The 19015-nt window shown below is 57.4% G+C and carries 17 protein-coding genes and 1 pseudogene; 10 read left to right on the top strand and 8 right to left on the bottom strand.

Going from position 1 to position 19015, the window contains the following annotated elements; all coding sequences use genetic code 11:
* Positions 1 to 65 precede the first annotated feature (65 nt).
* On the top strand, positions 66 to 1994 hold the full coding sequence (locus WCL58_RS00385; protein ID WP_060439699.1) for a type VI secretion system Vgr family protein: 1929 nt from the start codon (positions 66 to 68) through the stop codon (positions 1992 to 1994).
* Between the two features lie 197 nt (positions 1995 to 2191).
* Here the strand turns inward: WCL58_RS00385 and sbmC are convergent, their stop codons facing one another.
* From sbmC to rclC, 5 genes are all read right to left on the bottom strand, one after another.
* Positions 2192 to 2659 carry a DNA gyrase inhibitor SbmC gene (gene sbmC, locus WCL58_RS00380; RefSeq protein WP_041035676.1) on the bottom strand — a complete coding sequence of 156 codons (468 nt, stop codon included), beginning with the start codon at positions 2657 to 2659 and terminating at the stop codon, positions 2192 to 2194.
* A 23-nt stretch (positions 2660 to 2682) separates the two neighbouring features.
* Positions 2683 to 3525, bottom strand: a complete 843-nt coding sequence (gene kynA, locus WCL58_RS00375; RefSeq protein WP_025303311.1) for a tryptophan 2,3-dioxygenase — start codon at positions 3523 to 3525, stop codon at positions 2683 to 2685.
* Positions 3526 to 3672: 147 nt separating this feature from the next.
* Positions 3673 to 5010: a reactive chlorine resistance oxidoreductase RclA gene (rclA, locus tag WCL58_RS00370; RefSeq protein ID WP_102984473.1), complete on the bottom strand. Its 1338-nt coding sequence runs from the start codon at positions 5008 to 5010 to the stop codon at positions 3673 to 3675.
* 37 nt (positions 5011 to 5047) lie between these two features.
* Positions 5048 to 5431, bottom strand: coding sequence for a DUF302 domain-containing protein (locus WCL58_RS00365; RefSeq protein ID WP_443004957.1), 384 nt, complete (start codon positions 5429 to 5431; stop codon positions 5048 to 5050).
* Between the two features lie 68 nt (positions 5432 to 5499).
* Entirely contained in the window at positions 5500 to 6072 is a 573-nt protein-coding gene (rclC, locus tag WCL58_RS00360; protein WP_089186115.1) for a reactive chlorine resistance membrane protein RclC, read from the bottom strand.
* A gap of 137 nt (positions 6073 to 6209) precedes the next feature.
* Here rclC and WCL58_RS00355 point away from each other — a divergent pair, with 137 nt between their 5' ends.
* The 5 genes from WCL58_RS00355 (at position 6210) to WCL58_RS00335 (ending at position 11036) form a co-directional block, all read left to right on the top strand.
* A complete protein-coding gene (locus WCL58_RS00355) occupies positions 6210 to 7085 on the top strand; it encodes a cupin domain-containing protein (RefSeq protein ID WP_060439696.1) in 876 nt (291 codons plus the stop codon).
* 159 nt (positions 7086 to 7244) lie between these two features.
* Entirely contained in the window at positions 7245 to 8282 is a 1038-nt protein-coding gene (locus tag WCL58_RS00350) for a LacI family DNA-binding transcriptional regulator (protein ID WP_084827623.1), read from the top strand.
* 270 nt (positions 8283 to 8552) lie between these two features.
* Positions 8553 to 9788, top strand: coding sequence for an MFS transporter (locus WCL58_RS00345; RefSeq protein WP_170310536.1), 1236 nt, complete (start codon positions 8553 to 8555; stop codon positions 9786 to 9788).
* Between the two features lie 20 nt (positions 9789 to 9808).
* Positions 9809 to 10570, top strand: coding sequence for an SDR family NAD(P)-dependent oxidoreductase (locus tag WCL58_RS00340; protein ID WP_060420684.1), 762 nt, complete (start codon positions 9809 to 9811; stop codon positions 10568 to 10570).
* 49 nt (positions 10571 to 10619) lie between these two features.
* Positions 10620 to 11036: an RbsD/FucU domain-containing protein gene (locus WCL58_RS00335; protein WP_141959577.1), complete on the top strand. Its 417-nt coding sequence runs from the start codon at positions 10620 to 10622 to the stop codon at positions 11034 to 11036.
* 51 nt (positions 11037 to 11087) lie between these two features.
* Here the strand turns inward: WCL58_RS00335 and WCL58_RS00330 are convergent, their stop codons facing one another.
* Positions 11088 to 12431, bottom strand: a complete 1344-nt coding sequence (locus tag WCL58_RS00330) for a colicin-like pore-forming protein (protein ID WP_033653600.1) — start codon at positions 12429 to 12431, stop codon at positions 11088 to 11090.
* 375 nt (positions 12432 to 12806) lie between these two features.
* Between WCL58_RS00330 and WCL58_RS00325 the strand changes: the two genes are divergently transcribed.
* Both WCL58_RS00325 and WCL58_RS00320 read left to right on the top strand, forming a co-directional pair.
* On the top strand, positions 12807 to 13520 hold the full coding sequence (locus tag WCL58_RS00325) for a cysteine hydrolase family protein (protein WP_060452568.1): 714 nt from the start codon (positions 12807 to 12809) through the stop codon (positions 13518 to 13520).
* 52 nt (positions 13521 to 13572) lie between these two features.
* Positions 13573 to 14556, top strand: a complete 984-nt coding sequence (locus WCL58_RS00320; protein WP_060452567.1) for a GlxA family transcriptional regulator — start codon at positions 13573 to 13575, stop codon at positions 14554 to 14556.
* Here the strand turns inward: WCL58_RS00320 and umuC are convergent.
* Together umuC and WCL58_RS25345 are read right to left on the bottom strand one after the other, a co-directional pair.
* Positions 14493 to 15602 (bottom strand): annotated as a pseudogene (gene umuC, locus WCL58_RS00315) (translesion error-prone DNA polymerase V subunit UmuC); the annotation flags it as partial. The gene WCL58_RS00320 and the pseudogene umuC sit on opposite strands and share 64 nt — an antisense overlap.
* Positions 15603 to 16229: 627 nt before the next feature.
* A complete protein-coding gene (locus WCL58_RS25345; RefSeq protein WP_443004956.1) occupies positions 16230 to 16316 on the bottom strand; it encodes a transposase domain-containing protein in 87 nt (28 codons plus the stop codon).
* A gap of 646 nt (positions 16317 to 16962) precedes the next feature.
* On the opposite strand from WCL58_RS25345, the gene WCL58_RS00310 reads away from it, so the two are divergent.
* Both WCL58_RS00310 and WCL58_RS00305 read left to right on the top strand, forming a co-directional pair.
* Positions 16963 to 17577 carry a hypothetical protein gene (locus WCL58_RS00310; protein ID WP_336850282.1) on the top strand — a complete coding sequence of 205 codons (615 nt, stop codon included), beginning with the start codon at positions 16963 to 16965 and terminating at the stop codon, positions 17575 to 17577.
* A 275-nt stretch (positions 17578 to 17852) separates the two neighbouring features.
* Positions 17853 to 18989 carry a hypothetical protein gene (locus WCL58_RS00305; protein WP_336850281.1) on the top strand — a complete coding sequence of 379 codons (1137 nt, stop codon included), beginning with the start codon at positions 17853 to 17855 and terminating at the stop codon, positions 18987 to 18989.
* Positions 18990 to 19015 lie beyond the last annotated feature (26 nt).

Below are 19015 nucleotides of genomic sequence, written 5' to 3'. Positions count from 1 at the left end.
GCGCGGCAAGGCCGCTGCAACGCTGGGGTAAGCAGAACACGACGTCAATCACAGAGGACGTTCTCATGTTGGATCGCATTATTGCGCACACGCCGCTGGGCCAGGAGCAGCTGCTGTTCCGCTCACTGGACGGCATCGAAGCGCTTTCCACCCCTTTCGACTTCTCTATTGAACTGCTGAGCACCGACGCGCGGCTCGATCGCAAAGCGCTGCTCGGCCAACCGCTGACGCTGGAGATCCCGACTCAGGGCTTTCTCAGCGCCCCGCGCTACCTGAACGGCAAGATCACCGCCATCGCCGTCAGCAGCGAAGAGATCGGCGGCACCCGCTACGCGGTGTATAGCCTGCACGTGCAGCCGGATCTGTGGCCGATGACCAAGGATCGCAACTTCCGCATCTTCCAGGAACAGACGGTGCCGCAGATCGTCAAGACCCTGTTGGCGGAGCACAACGTGCAGCTGGAAGATCAGCTGACCGGCGACTATCGCCTGTGGGGCTACTGCGTGCAGTACAACGAAAGCAGCTTCAACTTCATCAGCCGCCTGATGGAGCTGGAGGGCATCTATTACTATTTCAAACACGAGATGGGCAAACACACGCTGGTGCTCGGGGATGCGCCCCACCACCACCAGCCCTATCCCGGCTACGAGATGATCCCCTATCACCTGACGCCGTCCGGCGGCAGCACCAGCGAGGAAGGCATCAGCCAGTGGACGTTGTCCGATCGCGTCACGCCGGGCATCTACAGCCTGGACGACTACGATTTCCGCAAGCCGAACGCCTGGCTGTTCCAGGCGCGGCAAAACCCGGTCTCGCCGACGCCGGGGCAGATTGACGTCTACGACTGGCCGGGCCGCTACACCGAGCATCAGCAAGGGGAGTTCTACGCCCGCGTGCGCCAGGAAGCCTGGCAGGCCGAACATCAGCAGATCCGGGGCACCGCCACCGCGCTGGGCATCGCTCCCGGCAGCACCTTTACGCTGTATAACGCCCCGCACGCCGACGACAACCGCGAGTACCTGACGCTGCAGGCCAACTACCATCTGAAAGAGAACCGCTATGCCAGCGGCGACGATCAAAGCAGCGAACACCGTATCGACTTCGTCGTGCTGCCGGCGGACGTGCCCTGGCACCCGCCGCAGCAGGCCACCTGGCCGAAAACCCACGGGCCGCAGACCGCCCGGGTGGTCGGCCCGGCCGGCGAATCGATTTGGACCGACAAATACGGCCGCATCAAGGTGAAATTCCACTGGGACCGCTTCGGGCCGAAGGACGACGGCAGCTCTTGCTGGGTGCGCGTCTCCAGCGCCTGGGCCGGCCAGGGCTACGGCGGCGTGCAGATCCCGCGCGTCAACGACGAAGTGGTGGTGGACTTTATCAACGGCGATCCCGATCGGCCGATCGTCACCGGGCGCGTTTATAACGAAGCCAGCATGCCGCCGTGGGCGCTGCCGGCCGCCGCCACCCAGATGGGCTTTATGAGCCGCACCAAGGACGGCACCGCCGACAACGCCAACGCCCTGCGCTTCGAAGACAAGGCCGGCGCCGAACAGGTGTGGATCCAGGCGGAACGCAACATGGACACCCAGGTCAAAAACGATGAGAGCCACACCATCGATAACGACCACACCCACCTGGTGGGCGGCAACCAGATCAAACGGGTGGTGCTCAATCAGGCCACCGGTGTCAAAGGCGATGCCTCCGCGCTGACCGGCAAAACCCGCAGCGACGCCGTGGTTAACGCCTTTACCCTCGGCTCCGGCGAATCGCTGCGGCTGGAGTGTGGCGAAAGCGTGATCGAGCTGCTGGCGAACGGCCAAATCAACATCACCGGCACCAGCTTCAATATCACGGTGAAAGAGGACGGAGAGATCAATACCGGCGGCCAGCTGGATCTCAACCAGCCCGGCGGCGCCGCGCGCACCGCCGCACCGGGCGGCGGCCATCAGGCGGCGATCCAGAGCGCCGTCGATCAGCTGTTCCCTAAAGAGTAGCCAAGTGGTACGCCGGGAAAGCCGGTTAACGCAGCCTCTCGGGCGGCGGCAGCGGCGCCGGCTAAACCGGCTGCCGCTGTAACCCCTTTTGGCAACGAGGTGAATGAGCTGGCGGCAAAGTCACCGACGTTGAGTCAAAACAACGGGCTGAATCTGTACCGTTCATCGATTCAGCCTTCCTTCGCATTAACCCACCCTCACCACTTCTTCACCGTCTGGTAAATATCGAGGTCGAAATAGCCGTCGGCTTCGCAGTCGTTGAGATAGTGTTCGTAGCTCACCCCCTCAACCGGCTGGTAGCCGCTGGCCGGCAGCAGCTTCTGATAGAACTCGCCCCACACCCGCTCGAAGTCGCCATCGCTGATGCGCACGTGGTAAACCGCATACTGCCCGGCGGGCAGCGTCTGCACGGTAACGCCCTCGCTGCCCGCCGGCAGCGCAAAATCGTCCGCGACGCTCATCACCACGTCGGCGCGCAGCTTTTCCGGCGCCACTTCCGCCGGATCGTCCCAATACAGCACCAGCCATTTGCCGAACGGCACGCCGTGGCGCTGCCGCCATGCCAGCAGTTGCTGCGAGCCCTGCGGGATCGTCTGTGGATACGGCCCCACGACTCTGACCCCCACCACCTTCTCCGCCGCCTTATCGATAATCCTCACGCTCATCGCCCTTATCCTCCCACGTTATTTCAGGCGCCAATTTCGGTGCGCACGTCCAGCAACTCGGGGAAAAAGGTCAGGTCCAACGCCTTTTTCAGGAAGCTGACGCCGCTGGAACCGCCGGTGCCCGACTTAAAGCCGATGATCCGCTCCACCGTTTTCATATGGCGGAAGCGCCACAGGTGGAAGCTCTCTTCGATATCCACCAGCTTCTCCGCCATTTCATAGGCTTCCCAGTAGGTTTGCGGGTTGTCGTAGATCACTTTGAACGCCGGCAGCAGATCCGGGTTGCGCTGGTAGGGCTGCGTCCAGTCGCGCTCGAGGCACTCCTGCGGGATCGGCAGGCCGTGGCGCGCCAGGTACAGCAAGTATTCGTCGTACAGGCTCGGCGCTTCGAGGATCGCCTTCAGCGCCGCGTGTTTTTCCGCATCGCTGCTGAACACCGCCAGCATCGCCGCATTCTTGTTGCCGAGCAGGAACTCGATCGAGCGGTATTGATGCGACTGGAAGCCCGACGAGCTGCCCAGCACGTCGCGAAACTCGACGTATTCCGACGGCGTCAGCGTTTCCAGCACCGCCCACTGTTCGAACAGCAGCCGTTGGATCTGTTTGACGCGCGCAAGGATTTTGAAACAGTGGCTGAGTTTGTCCTGCTGCACCAGCCGCACCGCCGCTTGCAGCTCGTGCAGCATCAGCTTCATCCACAGTTCGGAGGTTTGGTGCTGTATCACGAACAGCATTTCGTCATGATGCGGCGGGTTGGAGAGCGGGTGCTGGCAGTCCAGCAGCGAGTCCAGGCACAGGTAGTCGCCGTAGCTCATGCGTTTGGAAAAATCGGTGACAATCGCGCTTTCTAATTCCCGTTTGTTCATCTGTGATCTCCGTTGCGCCCAGCGCCCCATCGGCCTGGAACGTGCCGCAAAGAGAAAACAATAGTACAGAACCCGCCGCCCCGAAGGGCGATAAACGAGAGGTGCTTCGCAGATCTCACTCATCTGCGCCGCCCCTCTCGCCCCGCTTTACCCTATCAACCCAAACAGATCGTTGAGCGACTCGCTCATGGTCGGATGGGTAAACAGCTGATCGCGCAGCCGGGTATAGGGCAGCCCGGCGTCCATCGCCGTTTTGACGATGTTGATCATCTCGTGGGCATCGCGGCACAGCAGCGCCACGCCGAGGATCTGGCCGGTCTGCGCATCGACCACCGCCTTCAGCAGGCCGCGCGTGTCGCCCAACACGCGGGCGCGCGGGATCGCCGCCGCCGGCAGCGTGGCGACCTTAATGTCGCGCCCCTGCTGCCGGGCCTGATCTTCGCTGAGGCCGATGCGCGAGAAGCTGGGTGTGATGAACACCGAGTAAGGCACTGCGCCGCGATCGGCCGTGCTGCGTTTACCCGCGCCGAACAGGCTGTCGCGCACAATGCGGAAATCGTCCAGCGAGATATAGGTAAACTGCGGCCCGCCGTTGACGTCCCCCAGCGCCCAGATATGCGGCACGCTGCTGCGCAGCTGCGCATCCACCCGCACGGCCCCACGCTCATCCGTCTCAACTCCGGCGCGCGCCAGCTGCAAACCGGCGGTGTTCGGCACGCGCCCGGCCGCCACCAGCAGCGCATCGAACGACTGCACGCCGCCCTGATGCACCACCTCAACGCCCCCTTCCACATCGCGCACCTGCTTCACGCCGGCGTTAAACGTGAAGCTCACCCCGGCGTCGCTCAGGATTTGCTGTATCGCCTGCGCCATATCGCGGTCTTCCCGGCCGAGCAACGCGCCCGCCTCTTCGAATACCGTTACGGCGCTGCCGAACTGCGCGAACATCGAAGCGAACTCCAGCCCGATATAGCCGCCGCCGATAATGCCCAACCGCGCGGGCCGCTGCGTCAACTGCAGCAGGCCGGTGCTGTCGTAACTCCGCTGCGAACGATCCAACCCGTCGATCGCCGGCCAGCGGCTGACGGCCCCGGTGTTGATGAAGATGCGCTCGCCGCTCAGCACCTGCGTTCCCGCCGCACCCTGCACGCTGATGCGGTGCGGATCGATAAACTCCGCCCGTCCGTCGATCACCGTGACCGGTTCAAGCCCCGCCAGGTTTTGGTAGTTTTTCTCCCGCAGCAGACCGGTCACCTGCCGCTTGCGCGCCATCGCCTGGCTGAACGCCTGTTCGCCCGGCCCGTGAAGCTCGGCATCGTGCACCAGCGTTTTGGTCGGGATGCAGCCGATGTTGATGCAGGTGCCGCCATACATCTGCGCCGACGCCTCCACCATCGCCACGCACCATCCCTGCCCGGCCAGAAAGGCCGCCAGCGTTTTGCCGGCCTTGCCAAAACCGATGATAATCGCCTGATAATCGTACATTGTGTCGCCTCGTCTCGTGATGTTTATCGCCGTTCTATCAGCGTATTGCGCCCTCAACTAACCGCTCCAGCGGCCTCAGCGCCGCGATCTGTCGTTCGTCGGCCCCGGCGCTCCGTTTCAGACTTTCCGCCGGGTGGTAGCTGACCTGCGTTTTGCCCCGCTCGTCTTGCGCAATCAGCACCCTGAACGGCAGATCCAGCGCCAACGCCGGCCGCGCCAGCATCAGCGGCGTGCCCGCCAGCGGGTTGCCCAGCACCAGCACCGTGGTGGGCGGCATCGTCAGATGATGCCCACGCGCCGCTCTCGCGTGATCGAACTCGGCAAACAGCGTCACGCCCTTCTGCTCGGCCGTGCTGATAATGCGCTGACGCGTTTCCTGATAAGCGTAGGCGCTCTCTACCGTTCGGGTTTCTTGCCCCATTGTCCCCTCCGCCACTGCAGAACAGGCCAGCAGCATCAGGCTGCCGGCCACGGCCCGGTTCATGACGCTCATGCTACCTTCCCCCGCCACTGTTTCTCGAGCACACTGCGCGCCGAATCCGCCATGATCATCACCGCACCCGCCAGCATCAGCGTGTCCTTCAGCACCAGGCGCCCGGCGCCGGAGAGATAAGGGAAGCCGTGATGCGCATCGCCCAGCGCGGGCACCCAGGCCTCCGGGGTGGTGATCAAAAAGGTCAGCGTCACCAGCGGCGTGCAAAAGGAGAGCATGCCGCCCAACAGCCCCAACCATTTGGAGAACGGGTTGGCGAGCACCAGCAGCGCGATCGCCACCTCCACCACGCCCAGGCCGTTGGAGAAGCCATAGGTATTGTTGGCCTGCTGCCAGGCGCGGGCGGCGAGGTTCAGTTCGCCTTCGTGCGTCAGGTGCGCCTGATAGTCCTGCGGCATGTCATAGAAAAACGACATCAGCGGGCTGTTGGCGACGAACGGCGTGATGCTGTCCGCTTCGTAAGGGATGAATTTGAGCAGGCCAATCCATAAGAAGACGATGGCGATGCTGAGGCGAATCAGCGTTAATCCCAGCTTGTCGCCCTTGCTCAGAAAGAATAGTATTTTCATTACCGGCTCCATGTCATTGATAACTCATGCATCGCAGCGGCGCCCTCCGCATCGCTGCACTATCGAACCGATCTTAGTGCTTCGCATTACGCCGGCCCATTGCCGAAACAATCAGCTTCTTAGCCAGGAGTCTCAAAATGGATCCGCTCAGCCAACTGTTGATGCTTAACGACATGCGCGGTTACGTGGCGCGTGATTGCCATTTCAGCGGCGAGTGGCGCTCGCCGCATGCCGCCGGGGAGTGGAGTCAGATCCGCTGGCACATGGTGCTGGCGGGCAGCTGTCGGCTGGAGATCCCCGGCGGCCGCCCGGTACCGCTGGAGCAAGGCAGCCTGCTGTTCTTGCCGCACAACTCCGCCCATCGCCTGCTGCCGGAGGGGGCCGACAGCGCCACGCACCTGCTGTGCGGCGTGCAAATCTTGCCGCACAGCGCATCGCCGCTGCTGGCGAGCCTGCCGGAATGTTTGCTGTTCAACAGCCGCCAACAGGGGCAGCTGGCGCTGCTGCAGGCGACCGGCCAGCTGCTGAGCGATGAGTTCAGCCAACAGGGCCAGGGGCACAACGCCATTGTCAGCCAGACCATGGCGCTGCTGTTCGCGCTGGCGATCCGCGCCTGGCTGGCCCAGCCGAATCAGAGCGGCAATCTGGTCGCCGCGTTGCTGCATCCGCAGTTGGGCAACGTGGTTGAACAGATGCTGCGCCGCCCGCAACACCCCTGGACGCTGGTGGAACTGAGCGAACGGGCCCATATGTCGCGCGCCAACTTCGCCCGCGTCTTTCGTCAGGTCACGCAGCAAACGCCGCTGCAGGCCCTCACCGCCATCCGCATGCAGCTGGCGGCCCGGCTGCTGGCGCGCCAGGCGTTGCCGCTGAGCCGTATCGCCGAACAGGCCGGCTACTCGTCGGAGGTGGCGCTGCATAAAGCCTTCACCCGCCACTTCGGCCTGACGCCGGGAAAATTCCGCCAGCAGGCCGCCGAGACACCGCCGGACATGTGCCCCATCTCGGCATAACCTCCCGCCCCGCCTTACTGTTTAGTAAACAACGTGGCCGCCGCCTGACGATTCTCACAAATGCGCGATCCCATGCGCGCGGTGCCCCGGTTGTGGCTTGCCTGCGGCCGGCTTCCCTTATAGATTGCAGGCTAACGGCAGGCAGCAAGGTATCGGCAAATGGCAAATATTCGTGATGTCGCACGGTTGGCCGGCGTGTCCATCAGCAGCGTGTCGAACCTGCTGAATAACCGCAGCCACCAGATGAGCGCGCAGACCCGTGAGCGCATCGAACAAGCGATGGCGACCCTGGGATACCGGCCGGCCCGGGCGGCGGCGGTGCCCGCACCGCAGGCCAAGATCATCGGCCTGCTGCTGCCGTCGATCGTCAACCCGAGCTTTTCGGCGCTGGCGCATGCGATCGACGGCGCGGCGCGGGCTCACCGCTACCGCGTCTTGCTCGGCAACGCGTACCGCCAGGAACAGGAAGAGGCCGCGTTTATCGACGATATGTTCCTGCATGGCGTGCACGGCATCATCGTGGCGGCGAGCGACATTCGCCAGACCCATTTTGTTCGGGCCGCCGAGCGGGGCATGAAGATCGTCAGCTACGACAATCCGTTTCCCGAACGGGCAGCCATCGATACCCCGCTGTTCGACAGCGTATCGATGGACAATGTCGCCGCCGGGCGCCTGGCCGCGCAGCACCTGCTCGAACGCGGTTGCCGACACATCGTGTTCGCCACCGAAGCGACGCTCACCGTCGGGCGCAGCCACAAAATCGACGGTTTTCTAAGTGCGCTGGGGCACAGCCTGAGCGAACGCCAACGGGTGATCGAAGGCAAAGCCAACAGCGCCTACGGCGACACGGAAATGTTTGAATTGGGGCTGACGCTGGCGCCGCGCGTGCTCGCGCTGACGCCGCGCCCGGACGGTATCGTGGCGATTAACGATGCGCTGGGCATCGGGCTGATGGTGGGGGTGCGCGCCGCCGGCGTCCAGGTACCCGCAGACATCTCGGTGATCGGCATCGATAATATCGCGCTGGCCGGCCTGGCCGAACCGGGGCTGACGTCCGTCAGGCCGCCGCTGGCGGAGATGGCGCAGCTGATGGTCGAGCGCCTGATCGGCCGCATCAACAATGATGCGCAACCGCCCGGCGAGTTTCTCTTCCCGCCGACGGTCATCAGCCGGCGCTCGGTCAAAGCCGCCGGCTAACTGAAATAACAGCGTCTTCCCAGGCGATGCGTAGCGGCATCGTCCGGATCGGTGTCAGCCAAAAACAAAGGAAAAGGCCGTCGCGCTTAAGGGATGCCCGCGCCTCAATGAATCAGCGTCGTGCCGTTATTTAACGTTCAGCTCAGGGTTATGGGCCGGGCCTCTATTATTCCGATTAACCACATTGGAAATATCAAAATGAAAATAAGCAAGCCGCAGGATATTGAACGCAGCGCTATCAGGAAATTGACGCTACATATTGTCCCCCTCATGATTTTATTGTATTTCCTGGCCTTTCTCGATCGCAATAACATGGCCTACGCCGCCAAAGCGCTGGAAGATAACCTGGGCCTGACCGCCTCGGCCTTCGGCTTCGCCTCCGGGATTTTCTTTATCGGGTATTTTCTGTTTGAAATACCCAGCAACGCCGGCACCATTAAATTCGGCCCGCGCATCTGGTTCGCCAGAATATTAATTTCCTGGGGCATCTTCGCGACCCTGCTCGGCTTCGTACGCACGCCGCTGGAGCTGTATATCTGCCGTTTTATGCTGGGCGTGTGCGAAGCCGGATTCTTTCCCTCGGTGGTGTATTACTTCACGGTGTTCTTCCCGGAAAAATACCGTACCAAAATTCTCGGCATGTTCATCATCGTCCAGCCGCTGTCCAACGCCGTCGGCTCGCCGATTTCCGGCTTTATTCTCAATATTCAGCATGATTGGTTCGGGTTCGCTCCCTGGCAGCTGCTGTTTATCCTCGAAGGGCTGCCGCCGATCGTCATCGGCCTGCTGATCCCGTTCCTGATCAAGAACTCGCCCAAGGACGTCGGCTATCTGAACGTGGAGGAAAAGGCCTGGCTGATGAGCAACGCCGGCCGCTCCAAATCCGGCTCTAAAATCACGCTGGGCGACTTCCTGAAAGGGATTAAAAACAAGAAATACCTGCTCTACGCGCTGCTCAACTTCGGCATGGTGTGCGGCATTTATGGCTTCGGCACCTGGCTGCCGTCGATCATTACCGCCCTTTCCGGCAGCGATATCTTCCGCGTCAGCCTGCTGGCGCTCATTCCCTACGGCCTGGCCGCGCTGCTGGTGTACCCGTGGAGCCTGTGGGCCAGCAAAACCAAAAAGCTTGGCGTGTTCGCCGGCCTCAGCATGGTGGTCGCCGCTATCGGCCTGATGGGGGCGGTGACATTTTTTAAATACGATCCGCTCGTCGCGCTGTCGTTCCTGTGCATCGCCGCCATCGGCATCTACACCGCCGTACCACCGTTTTTATCCATGCCCGCCAACATTTCCACCGGCGCGGCCGCGGCCGCCGGGCTGGCGGTGGTCAGCTGCATCGGCAATATCGGCGGCTTCGTCGCGCCTTATGCGGTGGGCGTATTGAACGATCTGACCGGCAGTAGCGCGCCGGGGCTGTTTTTCCTGGCCTCGTGCCTGCTGGCCACCGGGTTGATCTGCATTTTCTACTGCGCGAAACAGCGTGAAGGCGTCATCAATGCTTAACGAACAATAAGGAGTCAATCATGGGCGATCTTGCGGGCAAAAAGGTCTTTATCACCGGGGCGGAACAGGGCATCGGCCGCGCCACCGCAGAGCGGCTGATCAAGGCCGGTTGCGACATCTATTTTCACTATCACAGCGACGAAAGCGGCCCCAAAGCGCTGGTGGCGCTGGCCCATTCATTGGGGCAAAAGGCCGCTTACGGCTACGCCGATCTCATCGATACCGACGAAACGCTGCGCTGCGTCTCGGCCGGCGCCGAGTTTCTCGGCGGCATCGACATTCTGGTCAATAACGTCGGCGGCATCGTCGGGCGCAAATGGTTGGGCGAGATCGAGCGCGCCTTTTGGCAAACCGTAATCGACGTGAACATGACCACCATGCTGAACGTGACCCAGAGCGCGCTGCCGTTCCTGAAGGCGGCAAACGGCGCCAGTATCGTCAACCTGGCCTCGCAGGCCGGCCGCGCCGGCGGGCACTCCGGCTCGCTGGTCTATTCCGCCACCAAGGGTGCGGTGCTCACCTGGACGCGCTCGTTGGCAGCGGAGCTGGGTGAATACGGCATCCGGGTGAACGCGGTGGCGCCCGGCCTGATCCTCGGCACCCGCTTCCATAATCGCCACACCACCCAAGCATCGGCGGAGGAAACCGTTCGCGCCATTCCGCTGGGCCGCGCAGGCACGCCGGACGACGTGGCGCGTGCCATCGCCTTCCTAGCGGCGGAATACGACGGCTTCATCTCCGGCGCCACCCTCGACATCAACGGCGGCATCTACCGCATGTAGTTCAACCGCGGGCGGCACGGCTGCCGCCCTCTCATTCAGGAATCGCTTTATGATCAAATCCGCCATCACCCACCCGCCGCTGCTCGCCGCGCTGGCGCAATGCGGGCATAAAACTCAGGTGCTGATCGCCGACGGCAACTACGCCTGCGTGACCCACGCGCCGAAAGACGCCACCGTGGTCTATCTGAACCTGGCGCCCGGCACACTCGCCGCCCCGCCAATCCTGGAAAAACTGCTGGCCTGCATCAACGTGGAAAGCGCCACGCTGATGGCCTGCCCGCCGGACTTCACCAACACCATCGAAGCCGAATACCGACAGCTGCTGCCGGCGCAGTGCCCGGTCGAACACCTGCCGCGCGAGGCGTTCTACGCCGCGGTCAAATCGGATCGGACGCTGCTGGTGATCGCCTCCGGCGAGCAGCGCCGCTTCGCCAACCTGCTGCTGACGGTGGCGCCGGGGGGGTGAAAAAGGGACTTGTCGATAGGATAAAAAGAGGGGGCTCCCCCCCTCTTGCGGTTACAGATCCACAATCAGTTTTTCCAGTTCTCCTGCAAGAGCCGCATCGATATAGCTGGTAGCCCAGCCAAACAGATAAGCGAATGCAAAAATGCCCACCGTCGACGACACCAGCGTCGGCGCGAAAAACGCGGCGATAGCGGAGAGCGTGTAGCCTGCCCCGATGGACAACCCGAGTGCCTCAAGCTGATTACGGAACGCTTTCCAACTGCCGGTAGAGAAACCCTCGATCGCGGCGTTTGTCAGGTCCGCCCCTTTAATCGCCCAATCCACGCCGGTAAACGCCTTGCCCAATACCCGCGCATTGCGGGCATACTGTTCCGCATCGATCTTTTTCAACCAGGCGACAATCGCCGCTTTATCCTGCGCCTTGAGCTTTTTGTTTAAGCCCTTCGTCAATTGCTCGTAGGTTTTTTCCGCATCCTGCACATTGCGGATATATCTGCCTTGAATTCCTGCCTCCAAATCCTTGGCGAGCTTGGCGTATTTCGCGCCGAGCTTTTCCGCGATATCTTTATTGATGCCGGCGGCCAGGCTGACGCCATCCTTGATCGCTTTTAATTCCGCATTTTGATATTCGACGAATTCCTTAACGATATTTTTTACCGAGCCTGGAGATTTCACCGGCTTACCGTTGGCATATTTCACCTCCATGCCATTCAGGTTATCCCCTCTCACCACGGCGATAAACGCGGGCCGGTTCTTATTGGCCTTATAGTAGAGACTGTAGGTCGCCATTCCGGCTTGCTTTTCCACCTTCAAATGATGAAAGCCGAAATAACTCCCGGTCGTGCGGGTCGTCGAGAACTCACCGCTTTTGCCGTTACCATGCCAGCCGTTGACGGGCCGATCGCGGTGTGAGTCTGTCACGAAACTGCCTAACGAGGAGGCGCCGATCTGCCCGGCGTTCAGGCCATTATTACCACCTTTACCGGGGGTTGAGGTCTTGCGCGCATGGCCGGTTTCGATATCCCCGATCGCCACCATTCCTCCCTTGGCGTTGACTCCCATCACCAGTCCACCCAGGCCAATGTGCTTAGCCTGATCGGCCGTCAGACCGGTGGCAGAAAGGCTCAGCGTGCCGGACGGGCTGACGCTTTCAATACGCAATTGTGCATCCGGGTTGATTCTGCGCGCCGCCTTGATCACCGCCGCCAGCTTCATGCGCAACGCTGGATCGTTTTGGATCGCCGCTATCTGTTGCTGTTCCGGGCTGTTGCCAACACTGGCGCCACCGCGATCGCCGGAATGGCCCTTATCACCGCCCCCAGGTTCTGGGCCCGTACCACGTTCAGAACTCCAGTTAGTTCCATCCCCTTTACCGCCATAATTAAATCCAGGCATATGCTTAATCCTTATTTCTTTATTATCAACATGCCGAGAAATACGCACGACGTAATTCTCGGCAAACCAATTTTTAACTGCCCGTCCGTTATAGAAATTCACAGCAACAAGAACAATGCATGGTGGCTGTGTGGCAGATTAAACAAAGAGAAACGGCGTTAACGGCAGAAATATGACGACCGAAAAACTTGATAGTCATAAATAGAAGGCGCTTACAGGAGGGGGGGATATGCTGCGGCTTCCGATCCCGATTCAGATAACAGCCGCACACGAAGTTGGCCCAAAAGTACCGAATGTGGTCACCTGCCCTACTCTTGCACGATGAGCGGATGGCAAATAATGGCTCCCGAACTTATCGTTAACAGGAGAGTGCAAATGAAAGCTTTGGTTCATGCCACCTTGCTGGCCGCCATGATGGGCGCCGCTTCCTTCAATGCATTGGCTCAGGAGACCGTAAACGTGAATACCAAAACCATCAGAGCCATGTCGGGCGCCCCCACCACCACTGCCCTGGCCGCCGCCAAAACGGCGCTAATCGTGGTGGATATCCAGAATGAATATTACGCAGGCAGCGGCTTTCGCGGCAAAATGGTGATCCCGGATGGCCAGAAAGTGTTGGATAACAGTAAAAAGCTGGTTGAGTTCGCCCGCAAAAACGGCATGCCGGTCTATTTCGTGCGGCATCTGGGGCCGGCCAACGGCCCGCTGTTTGCCGAAGGCTCGGTCTACGCCGAATTCAATCAGGCGCTGCAACCCGCTAAAGGGGATGCGGTGATCACCAAAGCGACGCCGAGCGCGTTCGTCGGCACCGATCTGGATGCGCAGCTGAAGAAGCAGGGCATCAAAACGCTGATTGTGGCCGGTTTGATGACGCACATGTGCATCTCTTCTACCGCACGCGACGCGGTGCCGCTCGGCTATGATGTGTTGATCCCGCAAGACGCGACGGCGACGCGCGATCTGGACGACGGCACGGGTGGCGTGGTCGATCACCGCGTGTTGCAGCGGGCGGCGCTGGCCGCGGTGGCGGACGTGTTTGCGGAAATCAAAACTACCGAGGGCATCCTGGCGCTGCCGGTGACCAAATAAGGTTCAGCGCGCCGCTCCCCGGCGGCGCGCACTGCAAGAGGCGTTATCGCGGATGAAAATAGGCATTGTGGTTTTCGACGGCATCATTCCCTTTCACCTTTCGGTGCCTTTTGCGGTGTTTGAAAAAGTGCTGGCGCCTTCAGGCGCACCACTGTGCGAACTGACCCTGTGCGCCGCCGAGCCTGGCGAGCTGAAAACCAATGCCGGTTTTTCCATTGTGGTCAACCTTGGGCTCGGCGCGCTGAGCGGCATGGACATGGTGATCGTGCCCAGTTGGGACAATCCGGCCCGCCAGCCGGAACCCGCACTGCTGGATGCGCTGTGCCATGCCCATGCTGCCGGCGCCACCGTCGTCGGCCTTTGCATGGGCGCATTCGTGCTGGCGGCGGCGGGCCTGCTGAATCATCGCCGGGCCACTACCCACTGGCGCTGGCTGCCGGACTTTCAGCAACGTTATCCGGCGGTGCTCGTCGAAAATGACGTGCTGTATCTCGATGAAGGGGATGTCGTGACGTCGGCCGGCACCGCCGCCGGCATCGATTGCTGCCTGCACCTGGTGAGAAAACGCTGGGGGGCTGACATGGCGGCGCAGGCGGCGCGCCACCTGGTGGTGCCCCCTCACCGGCAAGGTGGACAATCGCAGTATGTCGCGCTACCGGTGCAAAATACCCGCCAGGGGGACAACTTTTCCTTGGCGCTGGCCTGGGCGATGGAAAACCTGCATCAGACGCTGTCGTTGGATAGCCTTGCGCAGAAAGCCTGCATGAGCCGCCGCAGCTTTACCCGCCGGTTTCAGCAAACCACCGGCACCCGCTTTTCGCTTTGGCTGCTGAATCAGCGCCTCATCGCCGCACAGCGTTTGCTGGAAAAGAGCGACTGCTCGGTGGAAACCATCGCGGAAAAGGTCGGCTTTCCCTCTACCACCTCATTGCGGCGCCACTTTCTTAAGCAACTGAACACCTCGCCCTCGCGCTACCGGCGCGAGTTTCGCGGCGACAGCCGCACCACCGGAATATCCGCCAGCCGGGTGGTGTAGGCCGGCGACAGCATTTCGCGCTTCATTTGCCACGGCTTGACGATCCCCTGCCCGGCGAACCACACGCGCCCGCGTCCTTCCTGATTCAGGCGATCGAGGGTCGCCATCAGCCGCTCGCTGTTGCGGCGCGGCGGGCAGTCGTCGAACAGATCGATCTGCGCCATGGCGGCGGCGCTGAAATCCCCCAGCACCACGCCGCCCTTCAGGTAACGCCGTCCTTCCTGCCAGATGCTTTCCAGCGCACGCACCGCCATGGCGATGATGTCGCGGCTGTCGTTGCTCGGCGTTTGCAGCCGGGCGGTGCCCATATTGCTGTAATACCCCTCGCCCGCCGAATGCGGGCTGGTTTTGATAAACACCGACACGTTGCGGCAGTAGCGCTTTTCCTGCCGCAGCTTTTCGGCGGCGCGTTCGGCATAGCTGCAGATCGCCTCGCGCATGTGCGGGTAGTGCGTCAGCCGCTGGCCGAACGAACGGGAGCAGATGATCTGCTCTTTGGCGGCCGCCTCATCTTCCCACCGCAGGCACGATTCGCCGCGCAGCTCGCGTATCGTGCGCTCCAGCACCACGCTGAAGGTTTTACGCGCCAGCCGGGTATCGCAGTCCGCCAGCTGCAGCGCGGTATGAATGCCCATCGCCTGCAGCTGGCGAGTCAGGCGGCGGCCCACGCCCCACACCTCTTCCACCGGGATCAACGCCAGCAGCCTGCGCTGGCGCGCCGGATCGGATAAATCCACCACGCCGCCGGTGCCGCGCCATTTCTTGGCGGCGAAGTTGGCCAGTTTGGCCAGCGTTTTGCTCGGCGCAATGCCGACCCCAACCGTCAAATGCAGCTCGCGCCGGATGCGATCGCGCACCCGCTGGCCGAACGGCTCCAGCGCTTCGCAATGCGCCACGCCGTCCAGCCGCAGAAAGGCTTCGTCCAGCGAGTAGATCTCCACCGCCGGCGCCATCTCTTCCAGCGTGTCCATCACCCGGCGGGACATGTCGGCGTTTATGTGGAATGCAAAATCAATAGAATTACTCAGAAAAACTGCCCCTGTGCGTGTATCAGGTCCAATATTTGGAAGTGATGCCATGGTTCTAGACGAAAGCATGAAAGATTATGGGGCTGTCTGAGCGATTCTGGCGCGTAAAGCGACAGCGTGATTTTTGCTGAATTGGCTACGCTAATGGGGCTGCCTCTTTCATCCCCGAACAAATGTATCTGTAAGGTGGTACGTAAAATCTCATGATAAGATAAGAATAGTGAGGCTGCTCACAGGGATAATTCAGATAGAATGGCTCCCGTGCTACTTCAGCCTGGTTTTATATAGTAGCCACGCTAAGGAGTATCGTGGCTATTTTTAAGCTTTGCGCTTATGCAGCATCGCTAACACACTTCAGAATGGGTTGGCGTTGATTATATCGATTCAGTCCCCGATGTGCCAACGCTCCTTATCATTTTCCTGTTATATTTTGTTAGTTTTAGTCACAGGTTCAACTTTTAAAGTTCATAAAAAAGAAATAATATCATAAACATACATCACCCACATAAAAAACAATGCTATTGGGGTTCTACGCCGGAACCCCAGATTTTTCCGTCCGTAAAAATTATCCCCGGTTGAGCAGCTTTATCCCGTCGGCTCGCAGTTGACCATCCGGATAAATATGACGGTACAGCGTTTGCTGGGTTATCCGGCACTGTTGCAGAAAACCGGCATGCTCACAACGAGCCAAATCATCGATTCAAGAGGGAGTTTTCGCTTACGAAGAGTGATTGTGTCGGTAACCGTCAGAATTTAATGAATAAATTCAGCGGGTATACGGACGGAAAGAGAGCGAGGCCGTTCGAGCATGGTGAAATTAATGATGCCAAGAGCCTGGGAAAGTTCCATGTTAAAGGGGCCATGACAATACCATGGCCCCTTTGTACAGCAACGACCGGATCGGTCAATTGATCCTTAAACGCTTGGCATTAGGCGATGCGTCTGGAGTTATATGGTAGAATCCATACATATCATTTCTCCATTTTAATATAAGCAAGTAATTCAGAGGAATACATGCTTTACATGTAACCTGTTATTTATTAATGGTTTTATTACTTATATGCTAATAACCAATAATAAATATGATCGTGAATATTATTTCACTGGCAATGGTTTATGGAATTAACAATAGCATGATTGCAATTTATTTGCACATAGTATTATTTTACTTGAAATGTTTTTTAAACTAATTATGCGCGTAATGAACATGCAATTCTTAAATTTACAATCAATATCACAAATGCAAACTTGAAGATAACCATTACCACAACTACATTCTTTATGTGATCTTAAAAACATGTTGTCTCTAGTGGAAAAATGACTGACATGCATATTTTTATATATCACAATACTTTTAACTACGTTATAGGAGATGCACATGAGTGAGTTCGCTGCAGTTTTGAATGATATGCGAGATCATTTTAAAAACAATATTAAAACTGGTAAGGCTATACGTTACTCTCCGAAAGTCAATGGCGTAAGCTTTAGTTCTGAACTTGTTGATTCGGAAACTGATGGGATTTCTTTTTTCGTAAGTGATAACAGTGCATCATTGAGTACAGACATTCAGGATAGATTACAGGATATTGAAACGCATGCTAAGGTTTTGGCCAAGGAAGAAGCTTCACATATCGAAGATGGATTAGAACAATCCACGAAAAAGCTAACAGATGCGAATCTTTCAACTGCTGCAAAAAGCGATTTTTCAGCCAAATTAGCTAAGCTAAAGGAAGATGCCCAGAAAAAAGCACTTAACAACATCGATAAAATCTTCAATGCTGCATCAGAAATCGGTGAAGCACACCCCGAAGCACAAAACACTATTCTTTTTATAGTGGAAAAGGTTGGCAACTTATTCCACGAGTTGGTCGATAAAATCGTAGACTTTATCGTAGGTATTGTCCAAGATGTAGTTAAATGGATCAAGAATGCTTGGGATAGCATTACTACTACCTTTAATGGCATCAAGACTTGGGTTTCTCTCTGGTTTTAGGTTAAGTTAGCGATTGACTTATATCGAGTGAGTTAATATTAAATCCATCACTCTTTTTTGGTGATGGATTTATAAATAACGCATGTAAAGATTAAATTCGTAAATTTAAGTAATTAATTTGACATGCAATAGCTATAAAATTATGTGAGGTGAAATTTAGTCCTAAGTTTGAAGTTTATGTCGTCAAGTAATGAATACTAGCCTAGCGGTAATTTAATCTGGCACCAATATTTATAGAGCTTCGCCTTTATCTAATATTACAAGTAGAGGTTATTATGACAACTTTCACTGTATATTTTTGTGGAACAGGTTCGAATAAATTCGATGACACAAACGATGATTACTGGAATGGCGAACTTGTTTCAACCATTGCATCTAACAATTTGGGTCGTGAATTTGCAGAATGGATCCAGATTGATGGTCCTGGGAGTGGTAACCTTCAGGATGACGAGTTGTGGGTTAAAAGTGGTGAGCATTATAAATTGACTGGAATCTCTCTTGGTTACGGTTGGGAAGAGAATGTAAAGCATGCCCTTCATATTATGAAGGGGGATTTTGACTGGCAACGTGAAAAGTTAACTAAAGAGCAATATCACCTTCTTAAGAAGCACGGAATTCCTATTCAGGATGTTGAAAAAACTGGGTCTTTTTTTTGGCGCCATTATGACTACGGAAATCGAGAGGTTACGCAACAAAAATTACAGCAACAAATTATAAAAATATTCCGCAAAGATGATGTGCTACCAACACAAGTCAACCTCATAGGCTGGAGCCGTGGTGGTATCAGTTGTCATATGCTTGCTAATGCAATGCTTTCCGATCCGGTTCTAAAATACATACCAGTGAATATTTTTGCAATAGACCCTGTGCCAGGGCCACTGAACTTCCAGTCAAATAAGGTCTCATTAGGTAAAAATGTAAAAGAGTACGTTGCTTTTTATGCTAGAGATGAACGTTCAAAAGGTTTTTCATGCGTGATTCCGGAAACTGAAAAATCAACAGCTGTACATATCTACCCCATGTCGGGTAGACATGCGACGCTTGTTGGTAATGCATCTCTTAATGGAGGTAGTGGTGGCGGTAAACATTTATCGGAGCCTGGAATGATAGTTCGTCATTTTGCTGAAGTTTGCTTGTCTAGATGGGGCGTCAATCAAAGTGACACTCTTGATTTAGATGATGGTAGTTTATTGGCTTTATATAAATCGATGAGAAAACATGCGGATTTATATAAAAAAATGCATGGTTATTCTTATACGCTGTTTACTGAAAAAGATGAAGGCGAACGATTGGTTTCATACGGAAAAAAAGGAGCTAACTTCTCTTCAATTAATGGAGGGGGATTCTCACCTTCAACAGGCTTGACTTCTGACCTCTTAGCAGATCGTTTTATTTACGAAATAATTAAGTGATGTGATTGATATCTTCATGAAAAAAT

This window comes from Serratia sp. TMDUHS_CL, from assembly GCF_037137105.1.
In the GTDB taxonomy this organism is placed as follows: Bacteria; Pseudomonadota; Gammaproteobacteria; order Enterobacterales; family Enterobacteriaceae; genus Serratia; species Serratia nevei.
Note: the sequence above shows the minus strand (reverse complement) of the source record. Positions and strands in the feature narration are given on the sequence as shown.